This window comes from Clostridium gallinarum (assembly GCF_014836325.1).
Taxonomy (GTDB): domain Bacteria; phylum Bacillota; class Clostridia; order Clostridiales; family Clostridiaceae; genus Clostridium; species Clostridium gallinarum.
In genome coordinates this window covers 19,381-37,176 of record NZ_JACSQZ010000035.1, presented here as the reverse complement: position 1 = coordinate 37,176, position 17,796 = coordinate 19,381, and the positions used below count along the sequence as shown (strand labels likewise).

The 17,796-nt window shown below is 26.8% G+C and carries 18 protein-coding genes; 1 reads left to right on the top strand and 17 read right to left on the bottom strand.

Annotated features, from left to right (window positions below; all coding sequences use genetic code 11):
* Window positions 1–92: 92 nt before the first annotated feature.
* From msrB to H9660_RS10290, 3 genes are all read right to left on the bottom strand, one after another.
* A complete protein-coding gene (gene msrB, locus H9660_RS10300) occupies window positions 93–563 on the bottom strand; it encodes a peptide-methionine (R)-S-oxide reductase MsrB (RefSeq protein ID WP_423739006.1) in 471 nt (156 codons plus the stop codon).
* Window positions 564–612: 49 nt separating this feature from the next.
* On the bottom strand, window positions 613–996 hold the full coding sequence (locus H9660_RS10295) for a hypothetical protein (protein ID WP_191750296.1): 384 nt from the start codon (window positions 994–996) through the stop codon (window positions 613–615).
* Window positions 997–1,058: 62 nt separating this feature from the next.
* Window positions 1,059–1,670, bottom strand: coding sequence for a DNA-3-methyladenine glycosylase (locus tag H9660_RS10290; protein ID WP_191750295.1), 612 nt, complete (start codon window positions 1,668–1,670; stop codon window positions 1,059–1,061).
* Window positions 1,671–1,813: 143 nt separating this feature from the next.
* Here H9660_RS10290 and H9660_RS10285 point away from each other — a divergent pair, with 143 nt between their 5' ends.
* Window positions 1,814–2,170, top strand: a complete 357-nt coding sequence (locus H9660_RS10285; RefSeq protein ID WP_191750294.1) for a DUF1622 domain-containing protein — start codon at window positions 1,814–1,816, stop codon at window positions 2,168–2,170.
* Window positions 2,171–2,339: 169 nt separating this feature from the next.
* Here the strand turns inward: H9660_RS10285 and H9660_RS10280 are convergent, their stop codons facing one another.
* The 14 genes from H9660_RS10280 to H9660_RS10215 form a co-directional block, all read right to left on the bottom strand.
* Window positions 2,340–2,546, bottom strand: a complete 207-nt coding sequence (locus tag H9660_RS10280) for a hypothetical protein (RefSeq protein WP_191750293.1) — start codon at window positions 2,544–2,546, stop codon at window positions 2,340–2,342.
* Window positions 2,547–2,700: 154 nt separating this feature from the next.
* On the bottom strand, window positions 2,701–4,122 hold the full coding sequence (gene lexA / locus H9660_RS10275) for a transcriptional repressor LexA (protein ID WP_191750292.1): 1,422 nt from the start codon (window positions 4,120–4,122) through the stop codon (window positions 2,701–2,703).
* Window positions 4,123–4,281: 159 nt separating this feature from the next.
* On the bottom strand, window positions 4,282–5,109 hold the full coding sequence (locus H9660_RS10270; protein WP_191750291.1) for an energy-coupling factor transporter transmembrane component T family protein: 828 nt from the start codon (window positions 5,107–5,109) through the stop codon (window positions 4,282–4,284).
* Window positions 5,102–6,811 (bottom strand): ABC transporter ATP-binding protein, encoded by a 1,710-nt coding sequence (locus H9660_RS10265; protein ID WP_191750290.1) that lies wholly within the window; start codon window positions 6,809–6,811, stop codon window positions 5,102–5,104. The genes H9660_RS10270 and H9660_RS10265 overlap by 8 nt, the downstream gene beginning before the upstream one ends.
* Window positions 6,812–6,939: 128 nt before the next feature.
* Complete coding sequence (locus tag H9660_RS10260; protein WP_191750289.1) at window positions 6,940–7,491, bottom strand: ECF-type riboflavin transporter substrate-binding protein; 552 nt, start codon at window positions 7,489–7,491, stop codon at window positions 6,940–6,942.
* Between the two features lie 51 nt (window positions 7,492–7,542).
* Window positions 7,543–8,400: an SAM hydrolase/SAM-dependent halogenase family protein gene (locus H9660_RS10255; RefSeq protein WP_191750288.1), complete on the bottom strand. Its 858-nt coding sequence runs from the start codon at window positions 8,398–8,400 to the stop codon at window positions 7,543–7,545.
* Between the two features lie 226 nt (window positions 8,401–8,626).
* Window positions 8,627–9,151, bottom strand: a complete 525-nt coding sequence (locus H9660_RS10250; RefSeq protein WP_191750287.1) for a TIGR04002 family protein — start codon at window positions 9,149–9,151, stop codon at window positions 8,627–8,629.
* Entirely contained in the window at window positions 9,138–9,974 is an 837-nt protein-coding gene (locus tag H9660_RS10245) for a pyridoxamine kinase (RefSeq protein ID WP_191750286.1), read from the bottom strand. The genes H9660_RS10250 and H9660_RS10245 overlap by 14 nt, the downstream gene beginning before the upstream one ends.
* Window positions 9,975–10,271: 297 nt before the next feature.
* Window positions 10,272–12,125 (bottom strand): molecular chaperone HtpG, encoded by a 1,854-nt coding sequence (htpG, locus tag H9660_RS10240; protein WP_191750285.1) that lies wholly within the window; start codon window positions 12,123–12,125, stop codon window positions 10,272–10,274.
* Window positions 12,126–12,264: 139 nt separating this feature from the next.
* A complete protein-coding gene (locus H9660_RS10235; RefSeq protein ID WP_191750284.1) occupies window positions 12,265–13,680 on the bottom strand; it encodes an aminotransferase class I/II-fold pyridoxal phosphate-dependent enzyme in 1,416 nt (471 codons plus the stop codon).
* Between the two features lie 9 nt (window positions 13,681–13,689).
* Entirely contained in the window at window positions 13,690–14,904 is a 1,215-nt protein-coding gene (locus tag H9660_RS10230) for a M16 family metallopeptidase (protein ID WP_191750283.1), read from the bottom strand.
* A 187-nt stretch (window positions 14,905–15,091) separates the two neighbouring features.
* Window positions 15,092–16,447: a thioether cross-link-forming SCIFF peptide maturase gene (gene scfB / locus H9660_RS10225; RefSeq protein ID WP_191750282.1), complete on the bottom strand. Its 1,356-nt coding sequence runs from the start codon at window positions 16,445–16,447 to the stop codon at window positions 15,092–15,094.
* 68 nt (window positions 16,448–16,515) lie between these two features.
* Window positions 16,516–16,653 carry a six-cysteine ranthipeptide SCIFF gene (gene scfA / locus H9660_RS10220; RefSeq protein ID WP_016208429.1) on the bottom strand — a complete coding sequence of 46 codons (138 nt, stop codon included), beginning with the start codon at window positions 16,651–16,653 and terminating at the stop codon, window positions 16,516–16,518.
* A 386-nt stretch (window positions 16,654–17,039) separates the two neighbouring features.
* Entirely contained in the window at window positions 17,040–17,777 is a 738-nt protein-coding gene (locus tag H9660_RS10215; RefSeq protein WP_191750281.1) for a YebC/PmpR family DNA-binding transcriptional regulator, read from the bottom strand.
* Between the last annotated feature and the right edge of the window lie 19 nt (window positions 17,778–17,796).

Below are 17,796 nucleotides of genomic sequence, written 5' to 3'. Positions count from 1 at the left end.
CATTATATCATAGGAGTTTTTTTGTTCAGAGCTTAAGCCTTTTTAACCACTAGCAGTACTAGTGGTTTTCTATACAATAAAAGTAAAAGTGATTACTCACTTTTACTTTTATCAAACAAAGCTAGATATTCTTCATACCCTTCTTCCTTCATTTTTTCCTTAGGTATAAATTTTAAAGCTGCTGAATTAATACAATACCTTAAGCCACCTAATTCTTCTGGTCCATCACAAAAAACATGACCTAAATGTGAATCAGATGAATAACTTCTTACTTCAGTTCTTACCATCCCGTGACTTTTATCTATTTTTTCTTTTATTAAGCTTCTATCTATAGGCTTTGAAAATGCTGGCCATCCACAACCTGATTCAAATTTATCACTTGATACAAACAACGGTTTTAAAGAAACTACATCTACATAAATACCTTCATCAAATTTATCATGATATTCATTTAAAAAAGGTGGCTCAGTAGCATTTTCTTGTGTAACTTTATATTGAATTTCTGTTAATTTACTTTTTAATTCTTCTTTATCATAATTTTTCAATTTCCACCCTCCATTTATTTATAATTTTAATCTATAAATACATTATATAACTAATAGAAAAAAATTTCTATTTATTCTTAGTTATAAATAATCTTTTCACAACAGTTTGTGGTGGCATAGATTTAGTCATAGCTTCACTTACTCTCATATAAACTAAATCGCCCTTTTCTATATTAATATTTTCTTTTTTATCATTTGCAGAATTCATTATTTTAGTTTCATCATTTACTATTCCTACAACCTTAATTTTGTTTATCTCATTGCCCTTTATGTATCCTTCAATTGTTATTCTAATAGTTTTATCACTTTCATCCTTTTCAACTTCAATTACTTCTCCCATTATAACTGGACTTTTACTACTCATACCTTTACTCGGATCAGCTGCTCCTATAAGAAAAAGAGAAAAGGTTAATACTGAACAAACTAATACTAATGATTTTTTAAATTTCATAAAAAAACCTCCTTAAATTAAAATCATTAATAGTTTTGTACTATTTTATATAAATATTCATTTTATTTCTTTGAAACATATGGATTATCTTTTATATAAAATCTCCATAAAAAGTCTTTAGCTTCCTCTGCATAATCAATTCCTATTCTCGTTGTCTCTACAATTTCAAAATTCTTATTAGGGTTATGTTCTAAATATAAATTCCCTTCTAAATATAATTTTTTATAGTTGTCTTCCCTTGTTATATTTAAAGCACTACAAAGTTTAGATGGTCCATTTGTTAAATTCTTTTTTTGATATTTAGTTAATTCATCATAGTCTTTTTTAAATCTTATATTTGAAATTAAATTTAAATTATCTAATGGTTCTACTGCTCTAATTAATACAGCTTCTGGTTCATCTTTTATATTAGTTACTATATTGAAGCAGTGATATAATCCATAAATGAAGTAAACATAAGCTATTCCACCTTCTTCATATAAAGGCTTCGTTCTTTCCGTTCTTTTGTAATTATAAGCATGGCAAGCTTTATCTGTTGCACCTATATAACTTTCAGTTTCTACAATCATTGTTTTAATTTTTATGCCATCAATTTCTCTAACAATATAATCCCCTAATATTTCTTTAGCAACATCTACTGCACCTTTTTTATAAAAGTTCTTATTTATTATCATTTTATTTCTCCACAAAAATGTTTTTTATTTATTATAACCTATTTTAACTCTTAAAATTATTAATTATTTATTTCAGTTAATATAAATCTTTTTAATGTTTTTTGAAATACTAACAGTATAAAGATTTTAAATAGGTGGTAATTATGTTAGATATATTTATAGAAGGTATAATTCCTAAATTAGTTACTATATTAGAATCAATGGGTATATTAGTTATATGCATAGGATCAATTAAAGCTTTTTATCATTATATAAATTCACTTATAAAAAAGACTAAATATCCATTAAAGTGGGAATATGCAAATTCTATGGCAACAGCCTTAGAATTTAAACTTGCAGCTGAAATTCTTAAAACAGTAACTATTAGAACTATGAATGAATTAATTATTTTAGGTTCAATAACTTTGCTTAGAGGATTCCTAACATTGATAATTCATTGGGAAATGAAATCAGAAGATCAGAGTAAAGATAAAAACAGCAAAGATAAAGAGGCTTCGTAAGCCTCTTTATCTTTGCTATTTTAAAATTTTAAAAGATGCTAATGTTTCTTTATCATCTTCATATTAATATAAGCATTATTATCCAACACCTTTTTAAAGGTTTTATATTACCCTTTATAAAGTTAATTATATCACTTTCATTTTAACTGTCAACATCAAAATATAACTCTTACCACTCTATATTTAATATATCTACTTCATCTTTAATCAAAGATACCTTATATCCTCCATTTATTAACCAAGAAATAATATCCTTCTTTACTATTTCATCCTCAGTTATAATCATAGCGGATACTTTATCCATATTTATTGTTTTAGCATAATTTATATTCTCTAATATTTTTCTTTTCTTATCTTCTAATAATATATCTTTCATTCCCTCACACCCCTTTAATTAATAATATTCTTATAAGTTAAATATTATGTTAATTATTTGCTGGGAAATATTTACAATATCTATGTATAAAAAGCCACTTAAAACTTAAATATAAATTTTAAGTTTTTATGAAGCTTTTTATTTCATTTTTTATTTATTGGATATTTTTTATTACACCTATTGCAACTCCTAAAATACTTACATCTCTATTCATTAATTCAATAGGAGAATATAGAGAATTAGCCGGCATCAATTTAGGAGATTCACTATTTAAGTTTAAAGTTTTCAAAGTAGCTTCTCCATCTAAACTAGCTGCTACAATATCATTATGATTAGCATTTGCTTGTTTCTTTATTACAACTAAATCTCCATCGCAAATATTTTTTTCAACCATTGAGTCTCCCTTAACTCTTAATATAAAGGTATCCTTCCCCTTCTCAAGCCAATATTTTGGTAAGTAGAAATTTCCTTCTATACTATCATTTATTTCTATAGGATTACCTGCTGCTATATTATTAAACATAGGTATATCAGCTAATTCATTTTCAGTATACACAGTATTCTCATCATTATATACTTCTTTTTTATTAGCTGAAGTATCTATATTAAATTCAACTATATTCTTATTTCTTAAATTAATATATTTATATGTTTCAATAGTATTCACTTTCTTTTCCTTCTTTTCAAACTTCAATTTAAAGTTAAAACTCTTACCTTTAACATCAATACCTAAAGTATTAAATTTTCTTCCCTTTATAAGCCAAGAATTTTCATTATTATTCAATTCACTATTTAATATAAAAATAAATGAAGAATATGTTTTTCCTTTATATAGAGTTTTAACAAAATCTATTTCAGCTTTTGTTAACTTTTCAATGTCATCTAAAATAACATGACTATATACCCCTTTAAATCTCTTTATATACTCAATAGCAAATAATACATGATCATATTCATCTACAAGATAATTACTTAGTAATTTTTCATTATATAACTCTTTTATTTTATATATACTTTCTCTCGTATAAGAGTTCTTTTTTATTCTTTTTTTTCTACCTTTTCTATCAACAGATAAATATTCTTCTAATTTAAAGTTGCATGCTTTTATCCAAAGTATTTCATCTAATAAGAATTCAAAGTTTACTTTCTTTATAAACTTTGATTTTTTATAAAAGCTTTCAATTTCTTTTTTTAGATTATTTAATATCTGTATAGCTTCAGTTCTACTTATTTTCTTAAACGTTTGTCCTTTTTCTCTAATATAAGCATCATAATATGTACTTAATAGTTCCTCTAGTGTAATAATAGAAACTCTCTCTTTATCTAAAGAAAATAATGAATAAAAGTGTTCTTTATTTTTTTCTTTATTATAAAGATCAATAGCATCAGTATTTTGGCTATAACTTGATGTTACAAATAATATCTTGTCTTCCTCATAAAGACAATAATTATTTTCTAAGTTTAAAGCTCTATAAATAGATGCAGTACTTTTTCCCGTTCCTTCTTTTCCTTTTAAAAGTTGATATCCTGAAGATTTGTGTCTTATAAATTTTTCTTGAGTTTTTGTAAATTCCATTATCTCACCGCCCTGCTCGTCCAATTATTTATGTATTATAATAATATATTCAATATTATTATAAGTCAAATCTTAATTAATACATTTTGATTAATTTAGCAAAAATTAAAAGCCTAGAAAATATTCTAAGCCTTTATAAGTTTAATATTAATAATTTGTTTAAATAAATGGATTGTAAAATCTTCCATTATTAGCTTTAGTTGCTAATATAGATAAAATTAATAATACCATAGCAATTATAATTGTTATATAATCGCCTTTTTTAAATTCTCTTTCGTTGTACCAAGTACGCTTTTTATTTTTACCAAAAGCTCTTAACTCCATTGCTGAACTTATAGTTTCTATTCTTTCTAAGCTTGAAAATATTAATGGCATTAATATTGAAGCTGAATTCTTAATTCTTTTACTTAACTTTTCTTTTTTAGACATATCTATTCCTCTAGCTTGTTGAGCAAAAGATATTTCTTGATAATCTTTTTGAACATCTGGAATGTATCTTAAAGCTATAGAAACAGAATATGCTATTTTATATTTAACACCAATTTTATTTAAAGAAGCTGCAAACTCACTTGGATTAGTTGCAACAATAAATAATAATGCCATTGGTATTATTGAAAAGTATTTTATTGTTATATTAAATTGATAAAATAACTGTTCTAATGTCACTGTATAAGGTCCAGCAATTTTAAATAATTCTGTTCTACTTCCATAAATTTGAACTCCTTCATAAGGAGAAAAAATAAAAATTGCTATATTATTTAATAATAAAAATATTAATATAAAATAAAGTACAAATGATATTTGTTTAAACTCTACTTTTGATATTTTAAAAACAACTACGCTTAAAAAAAACATAAAAATAAGCAATCTCGTATCATATGTTATCATAGATGCTACTGCCCATATTATAAACGCAATTAACTTTGTTGCACCTGTTAATTTATGAATAGGCGAATCTATATTAGAATACTCTAACATTTTACTCATCTGTCCTAATCCTCCTGTCATAATCTATAAACTTCTTAACAAAACTTCTTGGATCTTCTACTCCAGATTTTATCGCTAAGTCATATAAAGATGTCTCTTTTAAATTAGCTTTCAAAATAACATCTTTATCAGTTATTACATTTGTAGCAATATCATCACATAATTTTAGACCATCTGAAAATACTATAGCTCTATTTGTATATTCTAACATCAAGTGCATATCATGAGTTATCATAATAATTGTAACACCTTTTTCATTTAACTCTTTTAAAAACTCCATTATCTCTGTATAATGTCTAAAATCTTGTCCTGCTGTTGGTTCATCTAAAATAATTATTTCAGGATTTAATACTAAAATTGAAGCTATTGTTACACGCTTTTTTTGTCCAAAACTAAGAGCTGAAATTGGCCAATTACGGAATTCATATAATCCACAAATTTTTAAAGTTTCAAATACTCTTTCCTTAATTTCTTCTTCATTTACCCCTCTTACTCTAAGACCTAATGCAACTTCATCAAATATCATAGTCTTAGATATCATTTGATTTGGATTTTGCATTACCATACCAATTTTATCTGCACGTTCTTTAATAGTATCATTAATTAAATTTCTTCCATTAAAAAGTATTTCACCTTCATTAGGTTTATAAAAGCCACATATTAGTTTTGATATTGTAGATTTACCCGCTCCATTTTTACCAACTATACTAATCATTTCACCTTTTTTTACTTTAAAAGAAATTCCCTTTAATATCTCTCTATTTTTATCATATCCAAATTTAATATTCTTCAATTCTAATATAGTTTGATTATCAATATTATTATTTTCTTCCACAGTATCATTGTACCAATTTTTAAGTTTATACTTACATTCATCTATATTTAATTTATTTATATGCTGTGGATTTATGTCTGAAGTAACATCACATCCTGCATATCTTAACGCTGTTATATAAAGAGGTTCACGAATCCCTACTTTAGATAATATATTGGAACTTAATAATTCTTTAGGATTCATATCAGCAATTATACATCCATTATCTACAACTATTATTCTATCTACATCACAATGCAATACGTCTTCTAATCTATGCTCTATAATAACTATAGTTTTATTAGTTTCCTTTTGAATTTTATCTATTAATTCAATTGCACTCTTTCCAGTAGCCGGATCTAAATTAGCAAGTGGTTCATCAAATAAAAGTATATCTACATCACCAACCATAACCCCCGCTAATGTTACACGTTGTTTTTGTCCTCCTGATAAACTATGAGGTGCTATATCTAAATGATTATCTATATCAACAATTTCAGATGCTATCTTAACTCTTTCCTTCATCTCCTCTTGTTTAACACATTCATTTTCTAGCTTAAAAGCAATATCTTCAGCTACAGTTAATCCAATAAACTGATTATCTGGATCCTGAAGTACAGTACCTACTGAATTTGAAAGTTCAAAAATACTCATATCCTTAGTTTCTTTTCCCTTTATTTTTAAACTTCCTGAAATATTACCCTTATAGGAAAATGGAATTAAGCCATTTATACAATTTGAAATTGTACTTTTCCCAGATCCTGACGGACCAACAATAAGAACTTTTTCACCTTCATATATATTTAAATTTATATTATTCAATGTTGGCTTTGCTTGAGCTCTGTATTGGAAGGTAAAGTTAATGAACTCAATTACAGGTTTTTTCATAGCAAATCTCCCTTTACAAATAAAATATAATTTTGAAACTTTGTCTCCGATTTAAAATATTACTACATTTTTTGCAATATGTATATAAAAAAATACTAGAAACCTAAAGCCTCCAGTATTTTTATATATTACTCTCTGTCTAAGCTTCCTTTTTTAACTCTAGTTTTTGCATAAGTATTAACTAAAATAGTTCCTAATACTCCAACAGTAATCGAGTTAGAAATTGCAGCTACTACGCCTTGTAAGTAAACCTTATTAGCTGGTTCTGAATAGATAAATACATCTAATGTAGGTGCAATCAAAAGCCATGCAATCATATTAGCAATTATTTGATATCCATTAAATAGAATAATCTCTTTCTTTTCAAATTCACCTTCATTAACCTTCAATTTTTTCCAAGCTAATCCTAATATAAGTCCAACCACAGATGAAGCTATAATCCAGCTAAACCAAGGTGATCCATAGAATACTAAATCCTTTAATGCATGTCCTATAAACCCTATAGATAATCCTGCTATTGGTCCATATAAAACTGCCATTAATGCTAAAAATGCATAGCTTGTTTCTATATTAGTATTTGGTATACCTGTAGGGATTGATCCAAAACGACCTAATATCATAAATACAGCTGCACCTATTCCTATTGCAACTATTGTTTTAATAGATAAATTTCTTTCCATTATAATTCCTCCATATATAATAATCTTTTACATTAATATTATAATTTATTTTTACTCATATACAAGTCTTGGAGCCTTTCTTATTGATATTATCCAGTTAGTACCAGTTTGTATATTATAAGCTCTTGAAAATGAACCTTGATTTATAGCAACAGCTAAGTTATCTAAAGAATTGACATAAACTAAGGTTTCTCCTACATGAACATCAGCAAAAGATTTTGCATAAACCATTATATTTCTATAAACTTCTCTTTTGTTATTCTTAATAGATACTTCTACTTTATCACCATAGCTAATACCTAAGCTAATAAATAATTTTCTTGGAATATTGGTCCATAAGCTTCCAAACCTAACATCTAGAACATCTATAGTTCCTGCTACTAAATCTTTATCTTTTTTAGCTTCTATAACTGGTAATTCAATAATTTCTTCAATTGGTATTTTAGGTCCAACTTCTTCAAATCCTATAACACCAGATGCAAGCCTTGCTCCTGTATATGCGTATATGTCTCTTCCATGAAAAGTATATGATGCTCCTGAATTAGGTAGTCTATTAATAGTTTCATCAATTTCTCTTGCCTCTACTATTCCACACATACGTTTTATGTGTGTAAGAGTTCCATTATCTGGAGTAATTATATATTGTCCCGTTGCAGTTTTTACTCCTACACTTTTTCTATTAGTACCAACCCCAGGATCGACAACAGATACAAATACAGTTTCTTTTGGCCAATATACTGTAGTTTGTATTAATCTATAAGATGCCTCCCATATATTATATTGTGGTATTTCATGAGTTAAATTAAATATTTGTAATGATCTATCTACTGAATATGCAACACCATACATAGCACTTACAGCACCGTCAGCTATTCCAAAATCTGATTGAAAAACTAGAGCATTCTTCATTAATACTCCTCCTTTTTTAATTACTATATAAAAAGTATATAACACGAATATTATTAAAGTCAACATTTTTTACGTTCGTAATTTGTCGAAGTAATTATTAATTTAAAACTGAAATTTTCATACATTATTAAAGAGCCCGTTTGCACAAGCTCTTCCTTAAAAGTTATTTAACTTTTAAATTATACTTTTTATCTTTTTCTAAAAAAATTTATATTCATATAATATTTTATTGCTTAATTCCTTCAAAAATTCTCTCTTTAATCTTGAGCTTATCAAAAGCATATGCAACTAATATAAATATAATACTATTTACTATTGGCTGTATAATTTCTAAATATAAACTTGCAAGAGGTGCTATGAAATTCCAAGAAATAATAGCCCCTGCTAAATAATAACCAAAACACCCTATAAAACCAGCTAAAACTAGTGCTATACTATTTCTTTTACAAAGTAACTTATCTGATTTAGATGTAAAAAACAACACCATAGTTGGCTTTATTATTATAGTTGGTATTACCCACAGCATTCCACCTGCTAATGTATCTGCAAGTCCTGCTCCTATACCTGCTGCAAGCATTGCATAGGGTGTAGGTAAAAGTACAGCTGCTAAATATATAAACGTATCTCCTAAATGAATATACCCTCCATTAAATCCAGTTGGTATTCTAGGAATAAAATTAATAGCTGTACATATTATCCCTGCAAAAAATGCCGTAATCACAATATTTTTAATTTTATTATTTGTGTTCATTAATTAAAAACAACTCCTTTAAAAATAACTCAAACATAATTCCTTCTCTTGTATCTGTATTAAACTTAGATGTATATTCTATAGTTTTATAAATAAATTCAGTTGCTTTTTCTACGGAATAATTTAAATCATGTCCATTTAAAATAAGCCCTATAACTATTGAAGTAAATATATCTCCTGTTCCACTATAAGATTTATTATTAAAATCACTTTCTACCTTAAAAAAACTTTTTTCTTCATTGTCATAAGCAAAATTAACTACTTTATTTTCTCTTATAATACCTGTTATTATTACCTTTTCAGGCCCCATAGAAGATATCTTTTTAGCTATATCAAGAATTTTTTCATCATTATAATTCTTACTATATTCTTCTTCAGTTAAGATACATGCTTCTGTTAAATTTGGTGTAACTATATCTGCAATTGAAACTAAATTTTTCATTTTGTTACACATTTCTTTTGTAAAGGTACTATAAGCCTTTCCATTATCCCCCATAACAGGATCCACAACAATTAACGCTTCTTCTCTTTCTTTTATAAAATCTAACACTATATCTATTTGCTTTTCAGAACCTAAAAAACCACTATATATACATTCAAAATCCATCCCTAAGTTGTCCCATGATTTTTTATACTTTATCATCTCGTCAGTAATATCTAAAAAAGTAAAATTATCAAATCCAGTATGACAGGATAGTACTGCTGTTGGGAAAGGACAACATTGAACTCCAAGTGTAGATAAAACAGGTATTGACACAGTTAAAGAACATCTCCCAACTCCAGATAAATCATTAATTGTTGCTACTTTCTTAATATTATTCATAAGTGCACCTACTTCTATAATCTATTTTCATTTTAATAATAATCCAACTTTTACAATTTGTCTATTGTACCGATACATTTTACAATACTTATCTTAAACTAATTTCCTCAAAGAATAAAAAAATAGATAAACATTATATTCCTTGCTCCGTCGCATGCGATCAAATCAACTTGCTATGATATTTTAACATTTCAAAACTGAAGAAAGGGAATTATAAATCTTATTAAAATAATAAAATTTATAATTCCCTAAAAATAATTTAATTATTAACTTTTATTTTATTTATATAACTGAACTTTAAAGCTCCATAGCTAGACTTAATATCTTATTGCTTCTATTAATAAAATTATCCATTTCTTCCGAACTTAACTCTTTATTAGAAAGCAACGCAATATCTACTATATAATTACACATTAATTCAACTTTATCTTTATTTTCTTCTAAATTTATTTGTGATAATTTTTTAATTATAGAATTATTATTATTTACCACTAAAGTTTTTTCTTCACTAAACATATTTGGCATATCCATTCCACCAAACATCTTGCTCATTTCAGCCATTCTTCTAGATTGCTCTGAAACTAATATCATAGCTGGAGTTTCTGAGTTTCTAAGACTCTCAACCTTAACTTCATTAATTCCATTAGAAGCTAAATCCTTAAATAAAGATTGTACCTTATCATTTATGTCTTTTAAATCCTCATTACTATCACTTTTTAATATTTCAGAAATATCAGAGTCTATTCTTGCAAAAGTTACTCCTGATTCTTTAGCTTCTAAAAAGCTTATAAAATGATTATCTAAAGAACAATCTAATACCAATGCATCTAGACTTGCTTCCTTAAACATTTTAATATATTGTGATTGTTGTTTTTCATCAGTTACGTAGAATACCTTATTTTCATGCTTTTCTTTGTTTTCTTCAAGATATTCATTTAAAGTTATATACTCTCCATTTAATCTTTTGAAAATTATTATATCTTTAATTTTTTCGTAGAAGCTTTCATCTCTTAAGCAACCATACTTAATAAATATTTGTATATCCTTCCAGAAACTATTAAAGTTTTCTCTTTCATTTTTATAAAGGCTAACTAATTTATCTGCCACTTTCTTAACTATATGTTTAGAAATCTTCATTACATCTTTATCTTTTTGAAGGAAACTTCTTGAAACATTTAGAGGTAGATCAGGACAATCTATTGTTCCCTTTAATAATAGAAGGAATTCTGGTATAACCTCTTTAATATTATCAGCAACAAATACTTGATTATTATAAAGTTTTACTTGGCCTTCTGTTGCCTCTAATTCATGCTTTAATTTAGGGAAATATAATATTCCTTTTAGGTTAAATGGATAATCAACATTTAAATGTATCCAAAATAGAGGATCATTAAAATCTAAGAATACTTTTTTATAGAACTCTTTATATTCTTCATCAGTACAATCCTTTGGAGATTTCATCCATAATGGAGTTGTATCATTTAAAGGCTTTTTATCCTCTTCCTTTTCTTCTTTCCCCTCTTCTTCTAAATATATTTCTATAGGTAAGAAAGAACAATATTTTTCTATAACTTCTCTAACCTTAAAAGCTTCTAAAAATTCTTTACTATCTTCATCAACAAATAAAGTTATAGTAGTTCCTCTGCTATCTTTAGTTGATGGAGATATTTCATATTCAGTCCCTCCATCACATACCCAAGTTACAGCTTCTGAGCCATCTATATAAGATAATGTATCAATTTGAACCCTTTTAGCAACCATAAAAGCTGAATAAAAACCAAGTCCAAAGTGCCCTATTATATCCTTATCTTCACCAATCTTATCTTTATATTTGTTAATAAAATCTTCTGCTCCAGAAAAAGCAACTTGATTGATGTATTTCTTTACTTCTTCCTCAGTCATTCCTATTCCGTTATCACTAAACTTCAAAGTTCCCTTTTCTTTATTAACAGATACTATAACCTTATAAATTTGATTTCCTTGTAAATTAGCTTCACCTAAGCTTTGTAATCTTTTTAATTTACTTATTGCATCACAACCATTACTAATAAGTTCTCTTATAAAAATATCTTTGTCTGAATAAAGCCATTTTTTAATAATTGGAAAAATATTCTCAGTATGAATTGAGATATTACCTTTATTTTTATCCATAAATAATCACTCCTCTTACATTAAATAATTTTAGATAAACTACTATATCATGTCAATATTTACTAAGTTTTAAATTCGTTCATTTAAGTTTTTTTCCATAATTTAAAGTTAATAAATTTACAATTCTTTAATAAAACCTCTAATTATCAACTACTTTAATCTTATTATTCTTTACACCAATTACATTTAAGCCATTATTAATATAATCATTAATTATTTCTATAATTTCACAACTTATTTTTTCTCCAGGACAAACTATTGGAATCCCTGGTGGATAAGGAACTATAAAGTCTTTTGATATTTTATTAATAGCTTCATTTAAATTTATATGAATATGATTTAAATTAAATATCTCATAAGGCTCTAAGTACTTTTCAGGGTATGAACTCTTAAATTCAATTGTACTTTCATTATCTTTTATTATATTTAAATCAAGTTCACTTACAGCCAAATATACTTTTTCAAAATCCTCTATAGTATTTGATGGAGATAAAATTAAAACTACTCCTTTACTAAAACTCATTTCTGATTGAATGTTTTTCTCTCTTAAATAATCTAAAAGCTTATGGCCACTAAAACCATCCTTAACTATCATTAAATATCTACTTTGATCAATTGTATACTTACTTTTTAAATTTTTCTCACTAACTATATAAACTTTATTTAATAAATTTATTTTTTCCCTATATTTTTCAGCCACTTCAATTAATCTTTTATAATCCTCTTTTGCATAATTATCTAAATAATATCTAGCATAATCTAACGATGCCATAATTAAATAAGATGGTGAAGTTGTCATAAATACCCTTAAGTAAAATTCAATATTACTTTCATTTTCATTTACTAATAAATAAGCTCCTTGAGTAAGGCTTGGAAGAGTTTTATGGGCACTAACTACCACATAATCCCCTAGTTTAGCCATAGATTTAGGTAGTCTTTCATTAAATCCAAAATGCGCTCCATGAGCACTATCTATAATAATCTTTATTCCTCTATCTTTTAATTTCTTTATTATCTCTTCTATATCACTAGAAATTCCAAAATAATTTGGTGAAGTCAATATAATCCCCTTAGGATTTTTAGCTTTATTTAAAGCTTTAAGTATTTCTTTCTCTCCAGGTGGTAAAAATATCCCTATCTCCTTATCTATTACAGGTTCAATATAAACTACCTTTAATTTTCTTAAGATAAGTCCATTATAAATTGACTTATGACAATTTCTTTCAACTAACACCTCATCCCCCTCATTAAAGGCTGAAAATATGGCAGCTAGATTCCCACCTGAACTACCATTAACTAAAAAATAGGCCTTTTTAACTTTATATGTTTTAGCCAAAAGCTCTTGTGCTTCCTTTATTATTCCTTCTGGATTATGGAGATTATCTAACGGGTCTACTTCTGTTATATCTAAATCTCCTAAACTATCCTTAAAAACTTTTCCTAATTTATCTCTTATAAAAGCTTTACCACTTTTATTTCCAGGCATTGATAAAATTAAATTTTCTTCATTCTTATATCTTAATAATTCCTCTAATAATGGCGCCTTATTCATCATTTCTCCTCTTTAATTTGTTATTATTTCTATAGATTTATTACTTAATACTTTTTTAGCAGAATTTAAAATATCTTCACTTGTTATCTCTTCAAGATTATCTAATTCTTCATCATAAATTTTATAATTACCAAACATAGTACTGTAAGTAGATAACTCCTTTGCAAGGATTATATTTTGTTCTTCTCTAAATAGTCTTTTTAATTTTATACTCTTAATATATCTATTTTTTTCTTCATTTTTTATAATAACTTTATTATCTAAAACTTTATTTATAGCTTCATCAATTAAATTTAACGCCTTATCTAATTTGCCTTTTGATGTACTGAAGTTTATCTTATAGAGTTTTATATACTTTTCATAAGCTATCTTAGTTAATACATCATAAACAAGACCATTTTTTGTTCTTAAAACATCAAATAAAACAGAATTTACTCCCTCTCCAAAATATTCATTGAAAATTTTAAAAGCCTTCATCTCATTAATATTTAATGTATCTATTGGAAATATAATTTCTACTTTACATCCATTAGTACCTTCTTTAATATTCCTATAAACTCCAAAATTATCCTTATCATAAATTATATCTTTTTGATATGGAGTATTGCTACTTTCCCAAGTTTCAAAATATTTTTCAACTATATTTTTTATTATTTCAAAATCTAATGAAGATATTACAGCTATTGATACATTTTGCGGAATATAATTTTCATTGTAAAAAGCTTTTATATCATTTAAAGTTATTTTTTCTAAATCATTAAATCTTCCTATTATAGGATATTTTATTCTTCTTTTCTCAAAACTATTTAAAAATAATTTATCTTCACAGAATTGTTCAAGCTCCTCATCCCACTCTCTTAATTCTTCTTTTATTACATCCATTTCTTCTTTAAATCCCTCTTCTTTAAAAGTAGGGTTTATAATTATATCTGAAAATATTTCTATAGCCTTTTCAAAGTCTTCTCCAAGCATTGTTCCATAATAAATTACATAAGGATAATTAGTCATAGCATTTTGAAATCCAAATATACTACTCAATTCTTTATTTATTTCATCTTCACTTCTTTTTTTAGTACCTTTATAAACCATATGTTCCGTAGCATGAGCTAACCCCATAAGATTTTTTTCTTTGCACGCTCCTGCATCAACAGAAATTGAAATCGACGTAAGCTTAGAGATTGTTTTTTTATAAATTAACTTTATCCCATTATTTAATAATACTTCCATTGCTACCTCCATCTATTTTATAATCCTATTTTAATATTTTTATTATAAAATGTAAAAATAAAAAAGAGATAAACATTATATTCCTTGCTCCGTCGCATACGCTCAAAGTCAATCTCATACAATGTTTATCTCTTTGCAAAGTGAAGGAAGGAAATTATAAAAGAGCTGCCATTAAGACAGCTCAGCTTTATTCTGCTTTTAAAGCAATAGCACACTCTATTCTCTTCTTTTGCATCTTACATCCTATTTCGTAAGGTATATTCATGTCGCCATTAAAGCTAACATTGTTTGCTTGGCAACCTCCACTACAATAGAATCTTGCCCAGCACTCTCTACATTTTGGCTTATTATATATATGAGCTTTTTTGAACTTCTTTCCAAGTTCTGAATTATATGTATCATCATATATAGTTCCAAGCTTAAATTCTTCTTTTCCTACAAATTGATGACAAGGATATACTTCACCTTGAGGTGTTATTGCAACATATTCAAATCCTGCACCACAACCTGAAATTCTCTTATATACACATGGTCCACCATTTAAATCTACATTAAAGTGATAGAAGTTATATTCGCCCTTCTTTTCTCTCTTTCTTCTTGCCATATCTTCATATAGCTTATCGTAATTTTCCATTATCTTTGGTAAATCTTCTTCTCTTAAAGCAAGAGGATGTCCATCTTCAAGTACAACTGGTTCAATAGATACTTCATCAAAACCTTCATTTACCATAGCCATTACATCTTCAAAGAAATCAGTATTTGCTCTAGTAAATGTACCTCTTACATAGTATGTTTTACCAGGAGTTCTCTTTTCAATCATCTTCTTTATGTTAGGTAGTATATCATCATAAGAACCTGTTCCATTAACTTTAATTCTTACATTATCATTAACAGATTTTCTTCCATCTAATGAAAGAATTATGTTTCCAAGCTCCTTGTCCATAAAGTCCATCATATCATCATTTAGAAGTGTTGCATTAGTTGTCATAGTAAATCTAATATTCTTATTCCACTTCTTTTCATTTTCTCTAGCATACTGTACTATTTCTTTTACAGTATCCATTATCATAGTTGGTTCTCCACCAAATAAATCTATTTCAATATTTCTTCTTGGACCACTTCTTTTTACAACATAATCAATTGCCTTTTTAGCAGTTTCTATGGACATAACACCTTTATGTCCATTGTATTCTCCTTCATCAGCAAAGCAATATTTACATCTTAAATTACATGCATGAATTATATTTAAACAAACTGCCTTAATATAATCTCTATCATCCATGGAACCATGAGCTATATCTTCATATCTATCTTCTGAATATAGCATTCCTTCTTTTATAAGTTCTTGTATTTCATCATAAGCTTCTCTTATAGTATTTTCATCATATTTATGTGATAAAAGTTTTATTGTTTCTTCTTTATCTTTCATTCCATTATCATGCACTAAATCATATACAAGCTCATCTACTATATGAACAGCTCCTGTATTTACATCTAATACAAAATAATTTTCACCTTGTTTAAATTTGTGTATTAAAGACATCTTAATCCCTCCAAAAGCTATTTAACTAAAAAGTAAGCAGCAACTCATCGTTGCCGCTTTCTTTTAAATTAGTTTTCACACTCTAAGTTTGCAACTGTACATGAAGTTTTGCAAGCTGATTGACATGAGTTAGCACATTCTTTACAACCTGGTTTTACTAAGCTGTTTTTGATGTTAGTTTTGTTGATTGTTTTGATATGTTTCATGATCATACTCCCCCATTTTTTCAAAATACTCCAAGATTATATCATAAAAATTTTAGTTATAAAAGATTAAATTTATAAATTTGGTTAATTTCCTATTATATAACCACTATTTTCTTATTATATATCCACTTTATAGTTTAATATCCAATTTAATATTTATATGGATTAAACTACATTAATTTCTTTTAAAATATATATTGAATTTTTTATATGTTTTGTTATTATATATTTATACTTTAGTAGTTTCCAAGAGGAATGAAAAAGTTAATTACAGATTATTCTGGGGAGTGATTTTGGCAAATCACTCTTTTTTTTTATTATATATAAAGAAAAGGAGATGTATACCACTTAAAATAATATACATCTCCTTTTACTTTTAATATTTATTATTCATCCCAACCTTCTGGGAATTCAGCATTGTGGTAAACTTCTTGAACGTCATCATCATCTTCAAGTAAATCTAACATTTTTTGGAACTTCTTAGCATCATCTTCATTTAATTCAGTATATGTATCTGGAATCATTTTTACTGCTGCTTCTAAGAATTCTAATCCTTCTGCTTCTAAAGCTTCTCTTACTGTACCGAAGTCTTCTGGAGTAGTTGTTATTATAAATACTTCTTCTTCTGATGCAAAATCTTCTGCTCCTGCATCTAATGCAAGCATCATTATTTCATCTTCATCCTTATCTTCTTTTTCAATAACAATTTCTCCTTTTTCTTGGAACATAAAGCCTACACAACCTGTAGCTCCCATATTTCCACCGCCTTTAGTGAAGGCACTTCTTACGTTTCCTGCTGATCTATTTTTATTATCTGTTAATGTTTCTACTATTACTGCAACTCCTGATGGACCATAACCTTCATAAACTATTTTTTCATAGTCTACTCCCGAAAGTTCACCTGAAGCTTTTTTAATTAATCTAGTTATTGTATCATTTGGCATATTATTAGCCTTCGCTTTAGCAATTACATCTCTTAATTTCGGGTTTGTGTCGGGAACAGGACCACCATTTTTAACTGCTATAATAATTTCTTTACCTAACTTTGTAAAAATCTTTCCTCTTTTTGCATCTGCTTTACCTTTTTTATTTTGTATATTATGCCATTTTGAATGTCCTGACATTTTTATTCCTCCCAACATT

Bases quoted from the DNA above. Each gene is read 5' to 3' on its own strand.
- H9660_RS10285 (WP_191750294.1), top strand. From the start codon at position 1,814: ATGTTAGATATATTTATAGAAGGTATAATTCCTAAATTAGTTACTATA.
- H9660_RS10250 (WP_191750287.1), bottom strand. From the start codon at position 9,151: ATGAACACAAATAATAAAATTAAAAATATTGTGATTACGGCATTTTTT.
- lexA (WP_191750292.1), bottom strand. From the start codon at position 4,122: ATGGAATTTACAAAAACTCAAGAAAAATTTATAAGACACAAATCTTCA.
- htpG (WP_191750285.1), bottom strand. From the start codon at position 12,125: ATGGATAAAAATAAAGGTAATATCTCAATTCATACTGAGAATATTTTT.
- scfA (WP_016208429.1), bottom strand. From the start codon at position 16,653: ATGAAACATATCAAAACAATCAACAAAACTAACATCAAAAACAGCTTA.
- H9660_RS10295 (WP_191750296.1), bottom strand. From the start codon at position 996: ATGAAATTTAAAAAATCATTAGTATTAGTTTGTTCAGTATTAACCTTT.
- H9660_RS10245 (WP_191750286.1), bottom strand. From the start codon at position 9,974: ATGAATAATATTAAGAAAGTAGCAACAATTAATGATTTATCTGGAGTT.
- scfB (WP_191750282.1), bottom strand. From the start codon at position 16,447: ATGTCTTTAATACACAAATTTAAACAAGGTGAAAATTATTTTGTATTA.
- H9660_RS10290 (WP_191750295.1), bottom strand. From the start codon at position 1,670: ATGATAATAAATAAGAACTTTTATAAAAAAGGTGCAGTAGATGTTGCT.
- H9660_RS10235 (WP_191750284.1), bottom strand. From the start codon at position 13,680: ATGATGAATAAGGCGCCATTATTAGAGGAATTATTAAGATATAAGAAT.
- H9660_RS10215 (WP_191750281.1), bottom strand. From the start codon at position 17,777: ATGTCAGGACATTCAAAATGGCATAATATACAAAATAAAAAAGGTAAA.
- H9660_RS10260 (WP_191750289.1), bottom strand. From the start codon at position 7,491: ATGGAAAGAAATTTATCTATTAAAACAATAGTTGCAATAGGAATAGGT.
- H9660_RS10265 (WP_191750290.1), bottom strand. From the start codon at position 6,811: ATGAAAAAACCTGTAATTGAGTTCATTAACTTTACCTTCCAATACAGA.
- H9660_RS10270 (WP_191750291.1), bottom strand. From the start codon at position 5,109: ATGAGTAAAATGTTAGAGTATTCTAATATAGATTCGCCTATTCATAAA.
- H9660_RS10255 (WP_191750288.1), bottom strand. From the start codon at position 8,400: ATGAAGAATGCTCTAGTTTTTCAATCAGATTTTGGAATAGCTGACGGT.
- H9660_RS10230 (WP_191750283.1), bottom strand. From the start codon at position 14,904: ATGGAAGTATTATTAAATAATGGGATAAAGTTAATTTATAAAAAAACA.
- H9660_RS10280 (WP_191750293.1), bottom strand. From the start codon at position 2,546: ATGAAAGATATATTATTAGAAGATAAGAAAAGAAAAATATTAGAGAAT.